24 protein-coding genes and 5 tRNA genes are annotated in these 19,169 nt (G+C 45.5%); 9 read left to right on the forward strand and 20 right to left on the reverse strand.

Annotated elements, in window-relative coordinates; translation table 11 throughout:
* Nucleotides 1-125: 125 nt before the first annotated feature.
* Together AF333_RS25575 and AF333_RS25580 are read right to left on the reverse strand one after the other, a co-directional pair.
* Nucleotides 126-785 (reverse strand): hypothetical protein, encoded by a 660-nt coding sequence (locus tag AF333_RS25575; RefSeq protein WP_043068219.1) that lies wholly within the window; start codon nucleotides 783-785, stop codon nucleotides 126-128.
* 235 nt (nucleotides 786-1,020) lie between these two features.
* On the reverse strand, nucleotides 1,021-2,112 hold the full coding sequence (locus AF333_RS25580; protein ID WP_043068220.1) for a bifunctional 3-deoxy-7-phosphoheptulonate synthase/chorismate mutase: 1,092 nt from the start codon (nucleotides 2,110-2,112) through the stop codon (nucleotides 1,021-1,023).
* Nucleotides 2,113-2,305: 193 nt separating this feature from the next.
* Here AF333_RS25580 and AF333_RS25585 point away from each other — a divergent pair, with 193 nt between their 5' ends.
* Complete coding sequence (locus tag AF333_RS25585; protein ID WP_043068221.1) at nucleotides 2,306-4,468, forward strand: cell division protein FtsA; 2,163 nt, start codon at nucleotides 2,306-2,308, stop codon at nucleotides 4,466-4,468.
* Nucleotides 4,469-4,617: 149 nt separating this feature from the next.
* Here AF333_RS25585 and ytxJ read toward each other — a convergent pair whose 3' ends face one another.
* The 3 genes from ytxJ to AF333_RS25600 form a co-directional block, all read right to left on the reverse strand.
* Nucleotides 4,618-4,938, reverse strand: coding sequence for a bacillithiol system redox-active protein YtxJ (ytxJ, locus tag AF333_RS25590; protein ID WP_043068222.1), 321 nt, complete (start codon nucleotides 4,936-4,938; stop codon nucleotides 4,618-4,620).
* Between the two features lie 106 nt (nucleotides 4,939-5,044).
* Nucleotides 5,045-5,383, reverse strand: coding sequence for a spore coat protein (locus tag AF333_RS25595; protein ID WP_043068223.1), 339 nt, complete (start codon nucleotides 5,381-5,383; stop codon nucleotides 5,045-5,047).
* Nucleotides 5,384-5,398: 15 nt separating this feature from the next.
* Nucleotides 5,399-5,632 carry a hypothetical protein gene (locus AF333_RS25600; RefSeq protein ID WP_043068224.1) on the reverse strand — a complete coding sequence of 78 codons (234 nt, stop codon included), beginning with the start codon at nucleotides 5,630-5,632 and terminating at the stop codon, nucleotides 5,399-5,401.
* 177 nt (nucleotides 5,633-5,809) lie between these two features.
* Between AF333_RS25600 and AF333_RS25605 the strand changes: the two genes are divergently transcribed.
* Entirely contained in the window at nucleotides 5,810-6,889 is a 1,080-nt protein-coding gene (locus tag AF333_RS25605; protein ID WP_043068225.1) for an isocitrate/isopropylmalate family dehydrogenase, read from the forward strand.
* A 390-nt stretch (nucleotides 6,890-7,279) separates the two neighbouring features.
* On the opposite strand, the gene AF333_RS25610 is transcribed toward AF333_RS25605, so the two are convergent.
* Both AF333_RS25610 and AF333_RS25615 read right to left on the reverse strand, forming a co-directional pair.
* The gene (locus tag AF333_RS25610) at nucleotides 7,280-7,648 is read right to left on the reverse strand and encodes a hypothetical protein (RefSeq protein ID WP_043068226.1); all 369 of its coding nucleotides are present in this window, start codon (nucleotides 7,646-7,648) and stop codon (nucleotides 7,280-7,282) included.
* A gap of 79 nt (nucleotides 7,649-7,727) precedes the next feature.
* Complete coding sequence (locus tag AF333_RS25615; RefSeq protein ID WP_043068227.1) at nucleotides 7,728-7,934, reverse strand: hypothetical protein; 207 nt, start codon at nucleotides 7,932-7,934, stop codon at nucleotides 7,728-7,730.
* Nucleotides 7,935-8,139: 205 nt separating this feature from the next.
* Between AF333_RS25615 and AF333_RS25620 the strand changes: the two genes are divergently transcribed.
* The gene (locus AF333_RS25620) at nucleotides 8,140-8,853 is read left to right on the forward strand and encodes a S1C family serine protease (RefSeq protein WP_235356709.1); all 714 of its coding nucleotides are present in this window, start codon (nucleotides 8,140-8,142) and stop codon (nucleotides 8,851-8,853) included.
* Between the two features lie 9 nt (nucleotides 8,854-8,862).
* Here the strand turns inward: AF333_RS25620 and AF333_RS25625 are convergent, their stop codons facing one another.
* The 5 genes from AF333_RS25625 to AF333_RS25645 all read right to left on the reverse strand — a co-directional run bounded on the left by AF333_RS25625 (nucleotide 8,863) and on the right by AF333_RS25645 (nucleotide 12,595).
* Complete coding sequence (locus AF333_RS25625) at nucleotides 8,863-10,440, reverse strand: peptide chain release factor 3 (protein ID WP_043068228.1); 1,578 nt, start codon at nucleotides 10,438-10,440, stop codon at nucleotides 8,863-8,865.
* A gap of 127 nt (nucleotides 10,441-10,567) precedes the next feature.
* The gene (locus AF333_RS25630) at nucleotides 10,568-11,206 is read right to left on the reverse strand and encodes a YhcN/YlaJ family sporulation lipoprotein (RefSeq protein ID WP_043068229.1); all 639 of its coding nucleotides are present in this window, start codon (nucleotides 11,204-11,206) and stop codon (nucleotides 10,568-10,570) included.
* Between the two features lie 100 nt (nucleotides 11,207-11,306).
* Nucleotides 11,307-11,738 carry a CBS domain-containing protein gene (locus tag AF333_RS25635; protein ID WP_043068230.1) on the reverse strand — a complete coding sequence of 144 codons (432 nt, stop codon included), beginning with the start codon at nucleotides 11,736-11,738 and terminating at the stop codon, nucleotides 11,307-11,309.
* 169 nt (nucleotides 11,739-11,907) lie between these two features.
* Nucleotides 11,908-12,369 carry an endolytic transglycosylase MltG gene (locus AF333_RS25640; protein ID WP_052812355.1) on the reverse strand — a complete coding sequence of 154 codons (462 nt, stop codon included), beginning with the start codon at nucleotides 12,367-12,369 and terminating at the stop codon, nucleotides 11,908-11,910.
* On the reverse strand, nucleotides 12,362-12,595 hold the full coding sequence (locus AF333_RS25645; RefSeq protein ID WP_043068231.1) for a hypothetical protein: 234 nt from the start codon (nucleotides 12,593-12,595) through the stop codon (nucleotides 12,362-12,364). The genes AF333_RS25640 and AF333_RS25645 overlap by 8 nt, the downstream gene beginning before the upstream one ends.
* Nucleotides 12,596-12,844: 249 nt before the next feature.
* Here AF333_RS25645 and AF333_RS25650 point away from each other — a divergent pair, with 249 nt between their 5' ends.
* From AF333_RS25650 to AF333_RS25660, 3 genes are read left to right on the forward strand one after another with little or no spacing between them, the layout of a single operon-like run.
* Nucleotides 12,845-13,081, forward strand: coding sequence for a spore coat associated protein CotJA (locus AF333_RS25650; RefSeq protein WP_043068326.1), 237 nt, complete (start codon nucleotides 12,845-12,847; stop codon nucleotides 13,079-13,081).
* The gene (locus AF333_RS25655) at nucleotides 13,078-13,338 is read left to right on the forward strand and encodes a spore coat protein CotJB (RefSeq protein ID WP_043068232.1); all 261 of its coding nucleotides are present in this window, start codon (nucleotides 13,078-13,080) and stop codon (nucleotides 13,336-13,338) included. The genes AF333_RS25650 and AF333_RS25655 overlap by 4 nt, the downstream gene beginning before the upstream one ends.
* A gap of 26 nt (nucleotides 13,339-13,364) precedes the next feature.
* Nucleotides 13,365-13,934 (forward strand): manganese catalase family protein, encoded by a 570-nt coding sequence (locus AF333_RS25660; RefSeq protein ID WP_043068233.1) that lies wholly within the window; start codon nucleotides 13,365-13,367, stop codon nucleotides 13,932-13,934.
* Nucleotides 13,935-14,036: 102 nt separating this feature from the next.
* Here the strand turns inward: AF333_RS25660 and AF333_RS25665 are convergent, their stop codons facing one another.
* Together AF333_RS25665 and AF333_RS25670 are read right to left on the reverse strand one after the other, a co-directional pair.
* Nucleotides 14,037-14,609, reverse strand: a complete 573-nt coding sequence (locus AF333_RS25665; protein ID WP_043068234.1) for a nitroreductase family protein — start codon at nucleotides 14,607-14,609, stop codon at nucleotides 14,037-14,039.
* A 10-nt stretch (nucleotides 14,610-14,619) separates the two neighbouring features.
* Nucleotides 14,620-15,741 (reverse strand): alpha/beta fold hydrolase, encoded by a 1,122-nt coding sequence (locus AF333_RS25670; RefSeq protein ID WP_043068235.1) that lies wholly within the window; start codon nucleotides 15,739-15,741, stop codon nucleotides 14,620-14,622.
* A gap of 96 nt (nucleotides 15,742-15,837) precedes the next feature.
* On the opposite strand from AF333_RS25670, the gene recU reads away from it, so the two are divergent.
* The 3 genes from recU to AF333_RS25685 all read left to right on the forward strand — a co-directional run bounded on the left by recU (nucleotide 15,838) and on the right by AF333_RS25685 (nucleotide 18,430).
* The gene (recU, locus tag AF333_RS25675; RefSeq protein WP_235355971.1) at nucleotides 15,838-16,482 is read left to right on the forward strand and encodes a Holliday junction resolvase RecU; all 645 of its coding nucleotides are present in this window, start codon (nucleotides 15,838-15,840) and stop codon (nucleotides 16,480-16,482) included.
* 40 nt (nucleotides 16,483-16,522) lie between these two features.
* Nucleotides 16,523-16,936: a DUF309 domain-containing protein gene (locus AF333_RS25680; protein ID WP_043068236.1), complete on the forward strand. Its 414-nt coding sequence runs from the start codon at nucleotides 16,523-16,525 to the stop codon at nucleotides 16,934-16,936.
* Nucleotides 16,937-17,146: 210 nt separating this feature from the next.
* Nucleotides 17,147-18,430 carry an FAD-dependent oxidoreductase gene (locus tag AF333_RS25685; protein WP_074714777.1) on the forward strand — a complete coding sequence of 428 codons (1,284 nt, stop codon included), beginning with the start codon at nucleotides 17,147-17,149 and terminating at the stop codon, nucleotides 18,428-18,430.
* On the opposite strand, the gene AF333_RS33985 is transcribed toward AF333_RS25685, so the two are convergent.
* The 6 genes from AF333_RS33985 to AF333_RS25710 form a co-directional block, all read right to left on the reverse strand.
* A complete protein-coding gene (locus AF333_RS33985) occupies nucleotides 18,393-18,536 on the reverse strand; it encodes a hypothetical protein (RefSeq protein ID WP_158502521.1) in 144 nt (47 codons plus the stop codon). The genes AF333_RS25685 and AF333_RS33985 overlap by 38 nt on opposite strands.
* A gap of 138 nt (nucleotides 18,537-18,674) precedes the next feature.
* A tRNA-Ile gene (locus tag AF333_RS25690) sits at nucleotides 18,675-18,750 on the reverse strand.
* A gap of 4 nt (nucleotides 18,751-18,754) precedes the next feature.
* Nucleotides 18,755-18,830: transfer RNA gene (locus tag AF333_RS25695), tRNA-His, on the reverse strand.
* A gap of 17 nt (nucleotides 18,831-18,847) precedes the next feature.
* Nucleotides 18,848-18,936 (reverse strand) — tRNA-Ser (locus AF333_RS25700).
* Between the two features lie 14 nt (nucleotides 18,937-18,950).
* Nucleotides 18,951-19,024 (reverse strand) — tRNA-Trp (locus tag AF333_RS25705).
* 69 nt (nucleotides 19,025-19,093) lie between these two features.
* Nucleotides 19,094-19,167, reverse strand: a tRNA-Met gene (locus tag AF333_RS25710).
* Nucleotides 19,168-19,169 lie beyond the last annotated feature (2 nt).

Genomic DNA, 19,169 nt, shown 5'->3' on the forward strand with positions numbered 1-19,169 from the left:
TCATTTTCATAATTTTTCACTTATCATATTATAAATTACCTTCGTATGCAATCGGATTCACATATTATTTAATAAAAATAGAAACAGACAAACCTAAATTATTGTAACAGGCTTGTCTGCACACTCTATCGTTCTTTTTTATTACCGATATACGGTCCAATACCGCCTTGGCTAATCGCTTTATGAGCGACTATCCAACGATCGTTTTCATTGTTTTTCATTAACGTATATTGAATCCGGTATTTCTGACCGGTATCCACTGTGCCCATGTATTCTGCAATTGCAGTATTTTTATAATACGATGTTATGCGCGTCTGTGGAAGCTTCATGGATAGTGGACTAATCTGACGAAAAGTCGGATTGACGGCAAGGTTCTGACCCGGTATAGAATAATTCAAATCAACCGTTTCGTGCGTAAGCTGCGTAGCCAGTTGTTCGCTCCAATTCTGAGCATAATAGTCATGCAACTGCTTTTTGCTCGTAAAATCCATATACGTATGAACAGGTTGATTTTTGATATATGAGACTTTTATACGTTGCGTAGTGTGCTGCACTTTTTGTTCCGCTTCCCGGATGGCGCTCAACAGCTCCTGACGCTGGGCCCGCGTTACGTTCGATTGCTCACGTTCGAATGACATCGGTCCTTCAATCGGGGTCTTGCCCTGCTCGCCTTGAATCTTCTGTCCCCCGCATCCCGTGGCGGCAAACGATACCGCAAGAAGCGCGGTGAAAAGAAAGCGTGTCTGCTTGTGCTGTCGCGGCATATACGTCACCTTGTTTCCCATAAAGATTAATAATCCTAGGTTGTGCATCCCCCTCATTTTTTATGTAATAAATACAAAGAAACACAAAAAGACCGCCGGGAAATTGGGCAGTCTCTTAATTGATTATTATAGAGGATGTTCAAAAAGTCCGGGAAACAGAGCTACGAATTTCTGCGTTGCATCGCCCCTCCGCTGCTCGGGTCTGCCGCGCCTTGAACTTCACGACTCTTGTTTGTCCTCCTTTTTGAACACGCTCTTATAGCACCGGCGCACTTTCTTTATAGAGGCCGGATTCACGAAGCTTGGCTACAAATTCATTAAATTGTGGAATATTGATTTGTTGTTTGGCATCAGAGAGTGCTACATCCGGATCTGGATGCACTTCAATCATAACACCGTCTGCACCAACAGCCAAAGCGGCTTTCGCAGTTGGCAACAAAATGTCACGGCGTCCTGTAGAATGCGTTACATCAACGAATACCGGCAAGTGCGTCTCCTGCTTCAAAATCGGAACAGCAGAGATATCGAGCGTGTTGCGTGTCGCTTTTTCATATGTGCGGATTCCACGCTCGCATAGCATAACCTGGCTATTTCCGCCAGATACAATATACTCAGCGGCATGAATGAATTCCTCAATCGTTGCAGACAATCCTCGCTTCAACAGTACCGGCGTATTCACACGTCCGGCGGCTTTAAGAAGCTCGAAGTTCTGCATATTACGCGCACCGATTTGAATTACGTCCACGTATTGGGTCGCCATCTCAATATCGGTCGGCGTTACGATTTCACTTACTACTTTAAGACCAAACTCATCTGCAACCTGACGCAGAATCTTCAAACCTTCCTCGCCGAGACCCTGGAAATCATACGGGGATGTTCTCGGTTTGAATGCACCACCACGTAGCAGCGTAAGGCCGTTTGCCTTGAGCGTTTCTCCTATCTGACGTACTTGTTCGTATGATTCTACCGAGCAAGGTCCGGATACAAGTACAGGATCTCCACCGCCGACCTCCACTGGTCCGAGTGTAACGACCGTATTTTCTTTTTGCTTTTTACGGCTTACGAGCAACGCTTTTTGCGTTTCGTCTTTCTGCAGATCAAGAGAGGCCTTGAAGATTTGTTTAAATAAGTGCTGAATGGCGCTATCCTTGAAAGGGCCTTTATTATTCTCCACAATCAGGTTCAGCATTTGACGCTCCCGCTCAGGATCAAAACGGTTAATCCCTTGTTTAAGCTTCACCTTTCCAATTTCCTGCACCAACTCAGCTCGTCTGTTAATCAGCTCCAAAAGCTGCAGGTTGACCGCATCCAAATCGCTACGAAGCTGCTCTAACTTTTCGTTGCTCATCTTCTCTCCACCTCTTGTACTTTTTTCAGATAATTTTCAAAAAATATTTAACCTGTATTATAACTTATTCTTTTTTCTTTGTCAGCCTTTCTATGAAAATAGAAAAAAGGAATTTCTTACCCTAAAGCGAATACCTTACATATTCCCTAACTGCTAGAGAGGGATACGCTTTTCATTGGAGGAGTTGCAATGTATGTATATAGAAAATAACAATCACATATTCGCGCTAGACATCGGGACGCGAAGCGTAGTTGGTCTACTGGCAGCACCCGTTCCAGGAGGAAAGTTCGCCGTCCTTGGTTATGAACGCGAAGAGCACGAGGAACGTTCTATGCTAGACGGTCAAATTCACGACGTGATGGCGGTAGCCGATGTAATTACCCGTGTAAAACAACGGCTTGAAGATAAGCTGAACGTTACACTTACGAATGTAGCCGTAGCCGCGGCTGGCCGCTCCCTTCATACACAGCGCATCGATGTGGCACAGGATATTTCTGGATTGGGCCAGCTTGCGCACAATGACATTGTCGCGCTTGAATTGACAGCTGTCCAAAAGGCGCAGCACATTCTGGCCGAAGAACATAAAGCAAATGATTTTAACCAATATTATTGCGTAGGATATAGCATCGTTAATTATTATTTGGACGGTGAAATGATCGGTAGCCTGGTGGAACAACGTGGAAGCGAGGCACGGGTGGAAGTCATCGCTACATTCCTGCCTCGCATGGTCGTCGACTCCCTCATTGCTGCCCTGAAACGCGCTGGCTTAGAGATGCGCGCCCTTACTCTGGAGCCAATCGCCGCTATTAACGTTCTCGTACCTTCGACAATGCGTCGCCTAAACGTTGCGTTGGTGGATATTGGGGCAGGCACATCTGATATCGCTATTACAGGGGAAGGAACCGTAACCGCCTATGGCATGGTGCCAACCGCTGGAGATGAAATTACTGATTCACTCAGCCAGGCGTATCTGCTGGATTTTACCGTAGCCGAAGAAGTAAAACGTAAGCTGGCAGAACAGGAAGAAGTTACATTTTCTGATATTCTCGGTATGGAGTCCACCTATTCCCGCGACGAAATCATCGGACAAATCGAACCTGATATCGATAATCTGGCAGACTTAATCAGTGAGCGTATTATGGAGTTAAATAGTCGACCACCGCAGGCGGTCATGCTTATCGGCGGTGGAAGCTTAACACCACGCCTGTCAGAGAAGATCGCAGAACGCCTTCGTCTGCCCCAAGCCCGTGTAGCTGTCCGCGGAACTGACGCTATCCAATCATTTACAGAAAAAGTCGATCTAAGGGGACCTGAATTCGTTACGCCGCTCGGTATTGCAGTAGCTGCAGAGAAACATCCGATTAAATACTTAACCGTGTATCTAAATGAAGAACCTCTGCGCATTTTTGATTTGAAACAAATGACTGTAGGGGACGTGCTATTATATGCCGGAGTAGATATCAAGCGATTGCACGGCCGTCCCGGATTGGCGATGACCATTCATATAAATGGAAGAATGAAGATTATACCAGGCGAGCATGGCACCGCTCCTGTTCTCTTGCTAAACGGCGAGTCCGTTGCATTGGATACGCCTGTGCAAGAAGGGGATCGTTTGAGCTTTACACCGGGACAAGACGGTGCCCCAGCCTCCGCTAAGCCAATCCAAATTGCGGAAAATGAAAGTATAGATACGTTGGATGTTCAGTTGAATGAAACTCCACTGTCGTTATCTCCCCTGGTGCTTATTAATGGACAGGAAGCAGACTGGGATACGCCGCTTACAGACCGTGATGAGATAGAGATCCGTCTTCCGGCTACATTGCGTGAGGTTTTGACAGAGGCAGAAGCGTACACCACCGATATGGAGAGGCATCGGATTCTTTATACTGTAAATGGACAGGCTGCGCATTACGAATATTCAGCCTACCTATTTACAATCAACGGACAAGAAGCGCAACTGGACAATAAAGTGAAGAAAAACGACGTAATCAGCTATCAAGCGCAAGCTGTATCGCTGCCTTCGATTAAGGATGTGCTGCCACTTACAGAGCAAACTGAAATACATACGCTTGTTACATTTAATGGTCAAAAAGTTCAAATCCCTTCCAGCGAGATGGAGATTTATCTGGATGGCGAGCGTGCCATGCTTACCGACCCCATTCGTGCGCATGCATCGATTACTGTAGACGTTCGCTTTAAGCAGGAGCCTGTATTCAGCGACGTATTTCGTTATGTAAGTGACAACCTGCACGCCACCGAACCGGGAAAAAACCTTGTCATTACGATTAACGGAAGCCCTGCATCCTTTCAGGATCCAATTAAAACAGGAGATATATTGGAGTTCGAGTGGAAATAAATATGGACAGCTACCTCATTTCACTTAATTCTGCTATGCACGCCAAAATGAGGGTGTAATTACTATAGAAAGGGGTGTAAGGACATTTGTTTCCCTACACCCTCTTCTATTGCATATCAGCACGAAGCACCTGTCTTTCCGCTTCGTTCTTATGCAATGGATTCCTTCAAATTCTTCTCCGTAATATTCCAGTGTGAAGTATGCCATGCAACGCTGTCGTTCTTAACATAAAGCACCTGTGGGGATTCATGTTTCACACCGAAGCGTTCTGCGATTTCATTAGACACCGGACGGGCTGTCTGTACGATGACAAGCGCCCACGGTTTAATACCTTCCTGTTCTGCGTACTTCATGAATTCATCATATGCTTGACTGCTGATCGGGCAAGTCGTACTATGCTTTAATAGAACCGCTTCTGGATTTTCTTGTAAGAATCGGTCTAATTCCTCCACTGTTGTTAGTTCCTTCATATCTTTCCCTCCTTTTGCTCGATTGGCTTTTCTTTTCTATCATATCACACTTACCACATGGGCCAACCGATTGTACACTCTTTATCTTGATAAGGGAAATTTCACTTTATTGTCTGGCGGATCGCTCCGCTTCCGTCTTTATTGCCGACGCTTCCGCAGCTTGCCATGCGGTCACTGTTTGTTGCAGATTTTGATAAGTCTGACTGGCTTGCTCTGCTACTTGAATCACCTCATCCGGCAACGCATAGCGTGGAGCTGTCCAGCCGTTAGCCGTCATCACCTGGCCAATGGCTGCCACGTTCTGCGCTGAATGACTCAACAGTTGCTGAAAGCCCTGTCGAAGCTCTGGGCAACTTGTCTCTGAAATAGTTTGCGCATAAGCTGTTACCATCATTTTTTCGTATGCCAACAATTCTGTTGCGATTTGTTTATCTGTCACCGGCATTATTTCGTCCCCTTCCTATTGGACTCCCTGCGGTGGATGCTGATGCTGATTGAGCATCTGGCACAGCAGCTGATAATTCTTCTGGTGTCGTACCGCCATCTGTCCACATACTTCTTTTAGCTCTGTCGTTACGGTATGAGTAGCAGCATTCATATATGTTTCACATAACATTTCTTCCTGACTCATTCGTGCTTCCAATTGCACTAACTCTATCGCGGTTAGTGGTTCCATATGCATCTTCTGTACCATATTTTTATCCTCCGGAAAGAATCAATTCGTATGTTCTATAGTTTCTCCAAATTTTCCGGGCTTCTTCATACAAATGCTGTCAATAACAATTGAGATATTTCACGGATTCGTGCATAATAAGGAAGGTTGAGGTTGAAAAGTAGAATGTGTAAGATTTCAGAAGAGGTGGTTACAGATATGAAAAAAACAGTAGTGGTAATGCAAGGTGACCAGACCGGACAAGAGCTTCTCGATGAAGCACTGCGTGTACTACAGCCAGATGTTATCGGCTTTGAAATTGATTTTGAAACGTATGACTTAAGCCTTGAAAACCGTAAAAAAACGAACAATGAAGTGGTTCATGAAGCAGCTCGTGCTATGAAACGGACAGGCTTTGGCCTTAAAGCAGCAACTATTACGCCAGAAGAAAAAGGCTCTGTAGGAAGCCCGAACGCTATCCTTCGTCGGGAAATCGACGGGAAAGTTATCCTTCGCACAGGTCGCCGTATTCCAGGTATTCGCCCGGTAGCTGGCGCATATGCTCCGATTTCTGTCGTGCGCATGGCCGTTGGCGATGCATATGGTGCAAAGGAATGGCGTGAAGGAGACGGCGTAGATGAAGTCGCTTATCGTACAGAAAAAGTAGACCGCAAAACATGCCGTGCAGTTGCAGAGTTCGCATTCCGTCACGCACAAAAAACGAATGCTAAAGTATTCGGTGGCCCAAAATATACGGTAAGCCCGGTATATGAAGGCATGCTGAAAGAAGAGATGGATGCTGCCAGCAAGCGTTATCCAACGGTTAAATACGAACCGCAATTAATCGATGCTACCTACGCGCTGCTGTTGTCCTCTGCAGGCGATGCGATGGTTATCCCGGCACTGAACCGTGACGGTGATTGCTTGAGCGACATGGTACTACAAATGTTCGGTTCCATTGCGGGTGCAGAGTCTGTTCTGCTCGGATTCGACGAAGAATTCAATACGCAGGCCGTTATGGTGGAAGCTCCGCACGGTACCGCTCCTGCGCTTCAAGGCAAGAATATTGCTAACCCAATGGCCATGATTCTTGCTTCTGCTTCTCTGCTCACATACTTCCATGATCAAAAATCTACTATGGCTTCCCGTGCTATTTACGAAGCAACGATTGAAGCAGTAAGCCAGGGCGTGCGCACTGCCGATCTTGGGGGAAGCGTTACGACGAGCGAGTTTACAGACAATGTAATCGAACGTGTAAGAACAAAGCTTGATGTATGGTCTACTATGCAAAATTTCTAATTTCACGTTACATTGTACAATGAAGTAATGAAAGGTCCCCTTCTCACTGAATGAGAAAGGGACCTATTACTTTGTAAAACAAACAATACAAATCCAGCAAACAGTAAAACCCCTAACCATCGAATGGGCAGGGGCTTTTTTATAGCCTCTTATGCTTTACGGTTTTTCCTCTTTGCTGCAATGAACATTGTGGTTAACAAAATGAGCGGAATCGCCATGGAACCAATTAACCCAAAAATTGCAATTTGTTGCCCACCCATATGAGCGTACCCCCCTGTACTGATTTGATTCTATTGTAATAGAATAAGCTAGGAAAAGTCTACCAAACTCCAGGCCGCTTCATAGGATTCGCTCATATTTCTCAATAATTGTAAAACTTTATTCACAATTTCATTGTTGTGTCCGTCGTAGCGTCTCTATAATCTGATACTGCCATAATGTATCTCCAAGCGACTGCACGAGAAGGTACAAATCCAGCCATTCATCCACGTCAAACGAAATCTCAGACGTACAGCCCTCCAGCATCATACGAGTAAATGCAGAATGCTCGGCAAACGAAATCGCTCTTTGCTCTCCTACCATTCGAAGATGCTGCAGACACTGCTTTAAATCTTCCTTTACTTGTTCTACAAGTTCGTGATGCTCACAATAGCAGCATCGGTACATTGGCACATGTTCAATTTGCGTATGGTTCATATACACGAGCTTACGTAAATATAAATGCATCACATGGTTACAGCGCGTACACTGTTTTTCCATTGTTCTTCCCCTTTCCCATTACGGCACCGTTGTGTCAATTGCCATATATGTATTCAGGAAAAGGAAATTTTAACCCATCTTAATAACGGGCGTTAATTTTTTGACATGAAGGGCAAATCGCTACTTTGGCGGTAGCGCCTTGCTCATCCTCCACGGCATACCCCTTGAGACTTGCATCCGAATCACAGTATATGCATCCAGATGAGAAATCCATGTCAAAATTCGCTTTCCAGGCATAAGGTCTGAAAATCTGCCCTGTGTAAATTGACAGCGGCGTATCATTCATTGTGGGACCTCCTTATGTTCATCAGCATTCAAATTCCGATATTTTCTAGCATAAACAAAAGCTGTCTGCTTTATACGAATTGCAAGAAAATAATTACCTTCACATTGTCCCAGCCGCTACATACACTATTATAAATAACGTTTACTGCTAAGTGGCATGCTCATTCATCTATATTCTTTTATTCAGACAGGAAGGAGGAAAACGATTGAAACGAAAAACCTCGCATGTTATGCGTACTTTCCGTCAGCCTTCCTATATGCATCCTGCCAACTATTTCGTCCCCATTGTGGAAAAAGCAAAGCCGGCTATCATTTCTATTACGACGGAAGATTATGCCGTAAACCGAAAAATGACAAAAATCCTCCATCAATTTCTATTTCCTAACTCTCAGGCGCCGAGTAAGGAGGTACGCCGCAGCTTCGGGACCGGGTTCATCATTCACCCACGTGGTTACGTATTGACGAGCGAGCATGTGGTCCATAACGCAAAAGCTATTCATGTCAAATTAACTTCTGGAGAAATGAAGCAGGGAGAAGTAATCTGGCGCGATCAGGCCCGCGATCTTGCCCTTCTTCATATCGCAAGTCGAGGTGCTCTTCCCGTACTTCCTCTCGGCTCTTCTACCGAAACCCAGGTAGGTGAACTCGTTATCTCTATCGGCAATCCCCTCGGCCTTGAAAATACGGTAACAACCGGTATTATCAGCGCAAAAAACCGGCCGGTACAAATCGCCGGCCGGAAGTATGAAGATATTATTCAGACAGATGCCGCCATTAATCCTGGCAACAGCGGCGGGCCGCTCATCAATATGAACGGTGAAGCCGTCGGCATGAATGCCTTTATCATCCGGGACAACCATGGGCTCGGCTTTGCCATCGGTATTGATAGTATTAAACCGCTCATCCGTAAATTTCTATAAAGGAGTGTGTTACTCGTACGAAGTGCTGGTAAATTCTACATCTGGATTCTTTTCTTTTGCCCAGCGCTCGGCGAACTCATTCTCAAGCAGTACGACTAGCCTGCCTTCTCGATCACGCACTGTCAGGCTTCCTCCATACTGGATTAAATTCAATTCATGTTCCTTTTTATCTCCTTTTATCCAGCGGGCCAGCGAATAGCCTAACGGTTGCACTTCAACCTCTACGCCGTATTCGCCTCGCATTCGGTGTTCGAACACTTCAAGCTGCAACTGGCCTACGACGCCAAGAATGAGCGTCTCAGCGCCGGGAGCAGCCGTGGTGAAATATTGGACAGCCCCTTCTTCCGTTAACTGCTGCATGCCTTTATGGAACTGCTTATGCTTCATTGCATCTTTCGCACGCACCCGGGCAAAAATCTCCGGGGAAAAATGTGGAATTCCACCAAAAGAAAACGCTTGATTGCCTTCCACAAGCGTATCCCCGATGCCAAAAGTACCGGGATCAAACAAACCTATAATATCACCCGGATATGCATCCTCTACAATATTGCGTTCCTGAGCAAGAAATTGCTGAGGTTGTGATAATTTGACCCGTCTTCCAGTACGGACATGCTGAACGGACATGCCTCGCGTGAACGTCCCCGATACGATGCGCAAGAACGCAATACGATCACGGTGCGCCGGGTTCATATTCGCCTGGATTTTAAAAATAAAGCCGGAGAATTTATTACTATCCGGAGATATCTCTCCCTTATCACTCATACGCGGAGCGGGAGCGGGCGCCAACCGCAGGAAATATTCCAGGAACGCTTCCACTCCAAAATTTGTTAGCGCGCTCCCAAAGAAAACAGGCGTCAGTAAGCCGCTGTCGATTTTTTCTTTGTCGAACGGATCTCCTGCAATGTCTAGCAGTTCAATATCCTCTTCAAGCTTCGCATACAACGACTCTCCGATAATCGACTTTACTTTCTCATTGTTCTCTTCATCCTGGAACAGGGGAATGATATTACGTTCTTTCTCCCCGCGCTTAAACAGCTCCACATGTTGCTTTTCCCGATCATATATGCCCTGGAAGTCTATGCCGGAGCCTATCGGCCAACTCATCGGGCAAGAACGGATGCCGAGTACTTCTTCCAGTTCTTCAAGAAGAGCCAGTGGTTCCTTCGAATCCCTATCCATCTTATTGATAAATGTGAAAATCGGGATTTTACGCATACGACACACTTCAAACAGCTTAATCGTTTGCGGTTCTACCCCTTTAGCCGCATCAATCAACATAACCGCGCTATCAGCCGCTGTTAACGTACGATACGTATCTTCACTAAAGTCTTGGTGTCCCGGTGTATCCAGAATATTAACAGCATACCCGTCATAAGAGAACTGCATAACGCTTGATGTAACAGAAATGCCGCGCTGCTTCTCGATTTCCATCCAATCTGATGTCGCTTGTTTTGATTTGCGGCTTTTCACCATACCTGCCGTATGAATCGCACCGCCGAAGTACAGTAATTTCTCAGTCAATGTCGTTTTACCTGCATCAGGGTGCGAGATAATTGCAAATGTTTTTCGTGGTTCTGCCTTAGCCATATATGTAAAACTGCCTCCGCTTCTTCCTAATCTTAAACACAATTAACTATATCACGTTTCCTTGCCGCAAAAAAGAAAAAGAGAATGCCTCGCTTTAAGGCATTCTCTTTTATTCAGCTTGTTTTTGTTAGCGGAACGGGGCGGTAACAGAACGGCCAATGTCGCGGATAAGCGTACGAATATCCTCTCCATCCGTCTGTAGTGTCCGGGTTCCTGCACCCGTCATACGGGAGTTAAGCGTACGAATGCGTTGTGTCAATGCTTGATCAGATGTTACATGAACAGTATAACCCGGCTCGGCCCTCTTGACTGCTTCATGCACATTACGTTCCAGCGTTTTCATATTGGATGCCGTAGCCCCTTCAATACCAATAACCGCGTCACGGCCATCTACTACCGCTGTGGCACGTGTTACTCCATTTACATTGGCCGCAAGCTGTGCAACACGTTCCGCTACTTTCTGATCCTGCTGACCTAATTCATATGGATGTACGCCATACGTATTATAACGTCCAGGAATCATATTCGGATGAGGATACGTATGCGCCATATCAGGTCTGAGTCCATACTGCTGGGTACCGTACGGACGGATACCAAAATTATCGTCCATTGTGGTACCGTTCGTATTATATTGATTTAATCGATATGTTCCAGATTGTGTGTTTGTTCCATTATCTGTACCGGCACGTGGCCCACAAGCGGCGAGTACACTGGTCATTGTCAAAACAAGCGAAGCGGCGACAAACGATTTTACTGTTTTATTCATTATAAAGTCACCTCTGCACATAGTTTGCTTCCCGAAAGTGGAGCAGAATAAATGACAAAGCACAGGGCGGAGGCTACATTGTCCGTCCCTGTGCTCCAGTTTATCCTTGGGTAGGATTGTTTTGGGAGATATCAGAAAGAGCGTCACCCGCTTCATTCCGATAAATATTTTGTACCGCTAAGTCTCCTAGAGCAACAATACCGACCACTTGATTGTTGTCCACTACAGGTAGACGACGAATTTGATTTTTCGCCATAAGATCGGCAGCTTCATGAACATCCATCTGTGCTGGAGCCGTAACGATATTATGGGTCATTACATTACGCACTTGCGTTTGGCTATCACGGTTTTGTGCGGAAGCACGAATGGCGATATCGCGGTCCGTAATCATTCCAACACATTGCCCGTTCTCTACGACAGGAACAGCCCCTACGTTATAATCGTTCATAATTCTAGCCGCTTCTTCGAGTGATTGGTGCGGTTGTACCGTAGCTACCTGACGAGTCATGATATCCTGCAAACGTTGCGACATGTATAATTCCCTCCCATGTACATGTGTCGGATTCAGATGAATCCTTTTATAGCGTGATAAACAAAGCCACAACGTATGCATGGGTAATTCTTCTATAGCAACGCCTGCTTTCTTATCCAAAAAAATAAGGCACCATCACCGGTGATAAGCCGGTATAGGCGCCTCTTCTTTATTTTGCTTTTGCTTTCGTTATTATTTTTGCGATTTCCGGAATTTGCATATCGCTGTTCAAATCATATGTGCCATACCGTACAGAGCCCATCAAGCTAAAATCGTTCAAATATTTCACTAATAACCTTTGATCAGAAATAATATGTGCCTCTTGCAGCTTCTTAGCTACTTCTTCCGGACTCATACCCTTTTCTATAACCAAATTGTACATGTATCGTTTCTTTTCAGGCTGTACTGGCGGATTTGCTTGCGACTGTTGACCAGCATTCGCCGGAGCCCCCTGCGGTATTTTAATTTCTTTAATCGGCTCACTTGCCGGATCAGCCTTCTGCGTACTTTCTGCTTGGGCCGGAGCCGCCTGATTTGGAAGTTCGTTATAGTAAGCGAGTGAAAGCACCGCAACGGAAAACAAAATGCCGGCTGCGAATCCTCGCAGACCTTGTTTCGTTATTTTAGGCACCTTCCTTCTTCTCCTTTAGCTTTTCTTTCGCGCGACGATTCTCTCCAGTCTTGTGATTCCCTTGTATACCTAGTTTACCTTGGATTTGATGGATTTCTTTAAGAATTTGGATAGACAAATTCTCAACTTTTTCTTCCAATTGAGCAGTTTGATCCTTCTCTCTATAGAAAGAATAAATTAAAATCCCAATACCAAGCAAAAGCAGGCCGATAATTGCATACTGCATACGCTTCCTCCATCATATTAATTTTGGATGTTCGAATCCTCGAAGTATGTTTTCTGCCTTTTCATTTATACCATACTTCTGTAAAAACACAAGAGAAAATCGAGACTGAAAGCGTTGTCCATGGAAATGGACAGCGTTTTTTGTCGAAAGATGACGTTTGTCCCTTTTTTCAAAAATTGTACTTTATTCAATTCCAAGCCCATATTTATAGGAAAGATTGAACATATGGAAAGGAGTCTGAACGAATACATGCACACCTTCCGGAAAAAATATCGTGTGTACGCAAGTCCCTACGATCCTTGTCCTCCCATGACTAAAAAAACATACGAGACACCACCTCAGCTCTACTTAGGATTTCAGCCTTATGGCCTTCCGCAATATCAGCCACCCGAAGCCCTGCGTCAGGGGACCCTCTGGCCCGCCTTGTATGCCCCCTACCATAGTCCTTATAAAGATAAATATGGGAAAAGGGAGGCGGACGAATGAAGAAAGCAGGCGATAACTACTATGACCTTCTACTTGAAATCCAACAGATCGATTTTGTGATCATTGAACTGAATCTTTATCTCAATACCCACCCGAACGATCAAGCCGCAATCGCCCAATATAATGAGTTCGTGCAACGAAGCATGCAATTGAAAAAAAACTTTGAAGCGCTGTATGGGCCGCTCACCAGTTTTGGATATAGTTTCTCCCCTACCCCCTGGCAATGGGGAAAAGCTCCCTGGCCCTGGCAGGTATAATGTAAAAATGAAGGAGGAAACCCGTCTTGTGGATTTACGAGAAGAAGCTGCAATATCCGGTACGTGTAAGTAAGTGCGATGTGCGGATGGCCAAGTTTTTGATCGAACAGTACGGAGGCGCAGATGGAGAACTGGCAGCGGCGCTACGCTACCTGAATCAGCGCTATACGGTACCAGATAAGGTTATTGGCCTCTTAAATGATATCGGAACTGAAGAGCTGGCTCATCTAGAGATGATTGCGACAATGGTGTACAAACTAACAAAAGATGCAACACCTGAAGAAATGGAAAAATGCGGATTAGGAGCGCATTACGCTAACCATGATAAAGCGCTATTTTACAATAATGCGGCTGGCGTACCATGGACCGCAACGTATATACAGGCAAAAGGCGATCCAATTGCGGACCTATATGAAGATATCGCTGCCGAGGAAAAAGCTCGGGCAACGTATCAATGGTTAATTAACATGACGGATGATACCGATTTAAAGGACTCGCTTAGCTTTTTGCGTGAACGTGAAATCGTTCACTCCCAGCGCTTCCGCGAAGCAGTTGAAATCCTTAAGGAAGAACGGGAGCGAAAAAAAGTGTTTTAGTGTGATACGAATAAGGGAGCAAGATAGCGATTTCTTTCTCACTAAGAATCAAAGGTCAAGTCAGAGAGGAAAAAAAGTCGCGTTTGCTCCCCATTCTTTACTTTATTCTATCCATTCTGTTTTCTTATCTATAGGGATACGTCGTGATTCACGGGCCATATCCGCTTTCCCTATGTAGACAAGCCCGACAAGTCCGTCCTTTTCTTCCAACCCGAATGTTTCTTTCATAACCGGATGATAACTTGGAGCACCTGTACGCCAGATAGCGCCATAGCCCAGGGCATGCGCTACGAGAAGCATGTTTTGGATGCTGGCTGCGACCGCAGCGTACTCTTCCGCCTCCACAACATAGTCTTCCTTGTGCGGCAGGCAAGCCACCGCAATGACAAGCGGCGCTCGAAACGCCTTTTTCATGCTTTTCTCATACAGTGTTGCCCGCTCTTCTTCCGTCAGTTCTTCCCCTTTCTCAAGCAGGGCTATTTTCGCATACGCTTCACCAAGCTTCTTTCGTCCGTCGCCTACCATGACGAAGTATTTCCACGGCTGGGTATTGAAGTGACTAGGAGCCCAGTTCCCCGCTTCGAGTATCTCCTCGATATGTTCACGGGGCACCGGCTCATCTGTCACTTTACCAATCGTTCGTCTCGTCTGAATCAATTGTAAAAACTCGTTCATAGAATCCTCCTCATGTAATGTCCTGTCCTCTCAAAAATGCGGCCAATGGTTCAGCAAACAGATGAGCATCCACCACTCCTGCCATATGTCCATTCGGACTGTCGATTTCATAGTATGAAGCGCGTCCTCCCTGGCGATTGATTATGTCTGCTGCCTGCCTGCTGTACTGTGGCGGAAACAATAAGTCTGAAGTGCACGGAATCATTAGCACCCGTGCCCGAATCTTTCCTAATGCCTCTTCCAGCGAAGCGAACCCCCGGCTGATATCATGCATCATTGCCGCACGCGCCGTGTACACGTAGTGACTTGCATCATAAGGCAGCATACGCTCAGATACAGCTCCCCTGAATTTTTGTACAAATGGCGGGACACTTTGATATGATGTGGAAATGACGTCGCGCTTCGCATCACGCGAAAACGCATCATCATACCAAGCATACTGGTATGCGGCAAGATTCATGAGGCTAAGCGCCAAATGCAGGCCTGCCTCCGGCTCTTCCCCCTCATTATATGCGCCGTCTTTCCACTTCGGATCAAGCGCAATCACATCAATCGCTGCCTGCAGATAGGCAAGTGAAGTCAAGACCGGCATCTGCGCACCACTTATCACAACTACACACGCTTCCATCATATCGGGATAATGAACCGCCCAGTTCAATGTCTGTATCCCCCCCGCCGAAGGCCCTAGCACGGCGACTAATTTCTCGATTCCAAGTGAGCGCACGAGTTCCCGTTGAATGCCTGTCATATCCCGATATGTAAACACCGGAAACGTAATGCCATACCTCTCTCCTGTCTGTGGATTTATACTCCTTGGTCCAGTAGTTATGACATGTGGATTTTTGAATTGGATATTACATAGCGTATCCGAGCATATAACAAAGTATCGATCGGTATCTATTGCTTTGCCTGGACCGATGAGGGCATCCCACCAACCGACTTCCGTATCGTCTGGACTGTATTTTCCTGCTGCGTGACTGGTTGCACTGAAGAAGTGGCAGACAAGTATCGCATTATCCTTTGCTTCGTTTAACTGTCCGTATGTTTCAAAACCAATTGTAACGGGAATCTCCCGTCCGCACTCCATCCGATAGCTGTCCAACGAAAACATCTGCTTCTTTACCGTATCCATCACAGACAACCTCCTTTTTCTTTCCATATTACTACGCCAGTATAACTTTTTGTTTCTTTTTGTTATTATACTAGAGATACAGAAGGAGGGAGCGCATTGCGAAACATTCGCTATCCTAATGGCAAACTGCCGACGGTAAACAGGGAAGGAACGGGACTTCCCGACCGCATGAAAGCGGAAGAATTCCTCGCGCTCGTTCAGGGTAAACAGGATTCAGCCGCGAATCGTGGCATGTCGCTCGAAGAAGAATTAAATGAAAGCAACGCATATTACGTATCTCATGATATCGCATCCGTTCATAAGAAACCGACACCTGTTCAAATCGTGAAAGTCGACTATCCTTCCCGCTCGGCAGCCGTCATCCGTGAAGCTTATTTTCGGCAACCATCGACAACTGATTACAATGGTGTATTCGAGGGTCGGTACCTTGATTTTGAAGCAAAAGAAACGCGCAATAAGACAGCCTTGCCCCTTGGCAACTTTCATGAGCACCAAATCAACCATATGTGTCTGGTAGTTAAACAGAGAGGCATCGCATTTGCTATTGTCCGCTTTACCGTCCATGACGAGACATATGTGCTGGATGCTTCACATATCATACATTTTTGGAAAGAGTCCATCCGGGGCGGGCGCAAATCGATTCCTTATGCATACATTAAGGAACACGGACACCTTATTCCTGTCGGATATCGGCCACGCCTCGATTATCTCTCTGTCGTCAAGCAATACTATTTCTCATGAGTACGTAGATGAGCAGACGAACAAGAAAGGGGCAGAAGCTTTGTATCATCGATTGTATATTGAATATATATATTATTTTAATGTAGAACAGGATTATTATGAGTGTCATGAAGTAATGGAAGAGCTGTGGTTGAATGAAGGCAGAAATCGCCTGCTACAGGCTCTGCTGCAGGTAGCGGTTGGCCTGCACCATTTTCGCAACAAAAACATAGAAGGTGCCATTCGCCTATTCGAAGCGGCACTCGCCAAATCAACGGACACATGGAGCGGAGAACTCGGTATCGATACGGATAAGCTGTTCACTGAAACGAGAGAATACCTCAAAAAACTGTATACTTATGAAAAAGCACCTTTTTCTTTTTACCCGCTTCACATCTCCATTCTTGATCAGCAATTACACCATGCAGTTGCTGCTTGTGTACCGAAAGGTGTGGCAGAGGAAGATAAATTTTAGAATAGTCCATAGTACAAATGAGGCAGATATATCTGTCTCATTTTTTCTTTTATCCAAAAGGTTGACAAAATGGTGTATGCTTCATATAATGAAAATAAATTATTTATAATGATTTTAAATTAATAACAAAATGTAATAAGGAACCAACATTAATTAAAACTCAAAAAATACGTGTAAAAGAAAAAGAAATTCCAGGAGGCGATAGATAGTATGGATAACAACGTAATCGTATACACAAGTCAAGGATGTCCTTACTGCAAAAAGGTAAAAGAACAGCTAACTGCATGGGGCATACAATTTGATGAACGGAACGTTTCGGAGAACTATGAATACTTCGAAGAACTACAACAGAAGAAAATCTTTGGGACACCTGCTACCTATATTAACGGCAAGCTTGTACTTGGCTTCCAGGAAGCTAAGATGAAGAAGCTGTTGAATCTTCCAGAAGACTTCGAGGCGCCAAAGAAAGAGGAAGCCTTTTCTTCCGACGTAAAATCAAAAAACGAAGAAACATCAGCTGGTATCTTCCGGTCCGTTGATGAGAGCATTCTCGATGAAGTGTATGATCTGGTTACAATCGGCGGTGGCCCTGCTGGAGCATCAGCAGCGGTATATGCGGCACGCGGCCGTCTAAAAACGCTCGTTATCGACAAGGCACCGGCAGCAGGTACGCTGGCTATTACTCATAAGATCGCCAATTACCCAGGTGTACGTGAAGAGTTAACAGGTCTTGAGTTGCTACAGCGTATGCAGGAACAGGCGCATGATTTCGGGGCTAATTTCGTTCGTACTACAGTCCTCTCCGTCGATTTTTCCGATCCGGACATTAAGAAACTGGAGGTAGCGGAAGGAACAATTAAAGCAAAAAGCGTATTCATCGCCGTAGGAGCAAAAGCACCTTCAAGCAAAATCAAAGGTGAGGAAGAATTCACGGGTCGCGGGGTCAGCTACTGCTCTACTTGTGATGCTGCGTTTTTCCAAGATCGGACGGTTATCGTAACAGGAGATAATGAAGAGGCCGTGCACGAAGCTGAAGCGTTAGCGAAATTTTGTAAAGAGGTACGTTTCCTCATTCCTACAGGCAATGTAAAAGGCCAAGCTGATTTATCTACACTTGAAACAAAAGATAACGTAAAAATTTACAAAAAATATCGTGTAAAAGAAATCATCGGTGAGAACAGTGTAGAAAAAGCTGTTGTACAAAACGATCAAAAAGAGATGGAAACATGGAAGATTGACGGTGTATTCCTGTATCTTGCTGGGATGAAACCAGGCACTGATTTCTTGAAAGACTCCGTAGCACGTGACACTGAGGGATATATCAATGTAGATGATATGCTGCAGACGAATGTTCCGGGCGTATTTGCAGGTGGAGATGCTCGTCGCACACCGATTAAACAAGCCGTACTCTCGGCAGCTGACGGGGCCATTGCAGCCCTTGGAGCAGAAGCACATGTTAACAAGCGTTCTCAGCTTCGTCCGCAATATAGCTAATTGCTTGCATCAAAAAAGCCGGAATTTCCATGATGGAAATCCGGCTTTCTTTCTCACTTCTTCCAACCATTGTGTCAGCACTTCTGTAGCTTGCTGTATTAAGCATCAGTTCCCTCCTTATTTTGTTCTTACCGCACAACCTGTGTTCTTACATAACTCGTGTTCACATTGTATCAAAAAAAGAACCATTTTTTATTAGAATGATATCCTCTAATAAAAAATGGTTCTTCTTATACCTTACAAATGGTGGGCCCTGCAGGACTCGAACCTGCGACCAATCGGTTATGAGCCGACCGCTCTACCAACTGAGCTAAGGGCCCTTTATGGGGCGACCGATGGGAATCGAACCCACGAGTGTCGGAGCCACAATCCGATGCGTTAACCACTTCGCCACGGCCGCCATAAATAAAAAAATAGTGGCGGAGGGAGAGGGATTCGAACCCCCGTGGACTTGCGCCCTAACGGTTTTCAAGACCGCCCCGTTATGACCACTTCGGTATCCCTCCGCGCGATATAAAAATGGCAGGGGCAGTAGGAATCGAACCCACACTGGAGGTTTTGGAGACCTCTGTTCTACCGTTAAACTATGCCCCTGTACTTTGCATATATAGCTTCGTCGATATTACTTACTTTATACTATCCTCAAAAAATGTCAATAAAAAGTAGCGGCGGAGGGGATCGAACCCCCGACCTCACGGGTATGAACCGTACGCTCTAGCCAGCTGAGCTACACCGCCAT

Source organism: Aneurinibacillus migulanus (assembly GCF_001274715.1).
In the GTDB taxonomy this organism is placed as follows: domain Bacteria; phylum Bacillota; class Bacilli; order Aneurinibacillales; family Aneurinibacillaceae; genus Aneurinibacillus; species Aneurinibacillus migulanus.

Bases quoted from the DNA above. Each gene is read 5' to 3' on its own strand.
- AF333_RS25575 (WP_043068219.1), bottom strand. From the start codon at position 785: ATGGGAAACAAGGTGACGTATATGCCGCGACAGCACAAGCAGACACGC.
- AF333_RS25580 (WP_043068220.1), bottom strand. From the start codon at position 2,112: ATGAGCAACGAAAAGTTAGAGCAGCTTCGTAGCGATTTGGATGCGGTC.
- AF333_RS25585 (WP_043068221.1), top strand. From the start codon at position 2,306: ATGTATATAGAAAATAACAATCACATATTCGCGCTAGACATCGGGACG.
- ytxJ (WP_043068222.1), bottom strand. From the start codon at position 4,938: ATGAAGGAACTAACAACAGTGGAGGAATTAGACCGATTCTTACAAGAA.
- AF333_RS25595 (WP_043068223.1), bottom strand. From the start codon at position 5,383: ATGCCGGTGACAGATAAACAAATCGCAACAGAATTGTTGGCATACGAA.
- AF333_RS25600 (WP_043068224.1), bottom strand. From the start codon at position 5,632: ATGGTACAGAAGATGCATATGGAACCACTAACCGCGATAGAGTTAGTG.
- AF333_RS25605 (WP_043068225.1), top strand. From the start codon at position 5,810: ATGAAAAAAACAGTAGTGGTAATGCAAGGTGACCAGACCGGACAAGAG.
- AF333_RS25610 (WP_043068226.1), bottom strand. From the start codon at position 7,648: ATGGAAAAACAGTGTACGCGCTGTAACCATGTGATGCATTTATATTTA.
- AF333_RS25615 (WP_043068227.1), bottom strand. From the start codon at position 7,934: ATGAATGATACGCCGCTGTCAATTTACACAGGGCAGATTTTCAGACCT.
- AF333_RS25625 (WP_043068228.1), bottom strand. From the start codon at position 10,440: ATGGCTAAGGCAGAACCACGAAAAACATTTGCAATTATCTCGCACCCT.
- AF333_RS25630 (WP_043068229.1), bottom strand. From the start codon at position 11,206: ATGAATAAAACAGTAAAATCGTTTGTCGCCGCTTCGCTTGTTTTGACA.
- AF333_RS25635 (WP_043068230.1), bottom strand. From the start codon at position 11,738: ATGTCGCAACGTTTGCAGGATATCATGACTCGTCAGGTAGCTACGGTA.
- AF333_RS25645 (WP_043068231.1), bottom strand. From the start codon at position 12,595: ATGCAGTATGCAATTATCGGCCTGCTTTTGCTTGGTATTGGGATTTTA.
- AF333_RS25650 (WP_043068326.1), top strand. From the start codon at position 12,845: ATGCACACCTTCCGGAAAAAATATCGTGTGTACGCAAGTCCCTACGAT.
- AF333_RS25655 (WP_043068232.1), top strand. From the start codon at position 13,078: ATGAAGAAAGCAGGCGATAACTACTATGACCTTCTACTTGAAATCCAA.
- AF333_RS25665 (WP_043068234.1), bottom strand. From the start codon at position 14,609: ATGAACGAGTTTTTACAATTGATTCAGACGAGACGAACGATTGGTAAA.
- AF333_RS25670 (WP_043068235.1), bottom strand. From the start codon at position 15,741: ATGGATACGGTAAAGAAGCAGATGTTTTCGTTGGACAGCTATCGGATG.
- AF333_RS25685 (WP_074714777.1), top strand. From the start codon at position 17,147: ATGGATAACAACGTAATCGTATACACAAGTCAAGGATGTCCTTACTGC.
- AF333_RS33985 (WP_158502521.1), bottom strand. From the start codon at position 18,536: ATGCTTAATACAGCAAGCTACAGAAGTGCTGACACAATGGTTGGAAGA.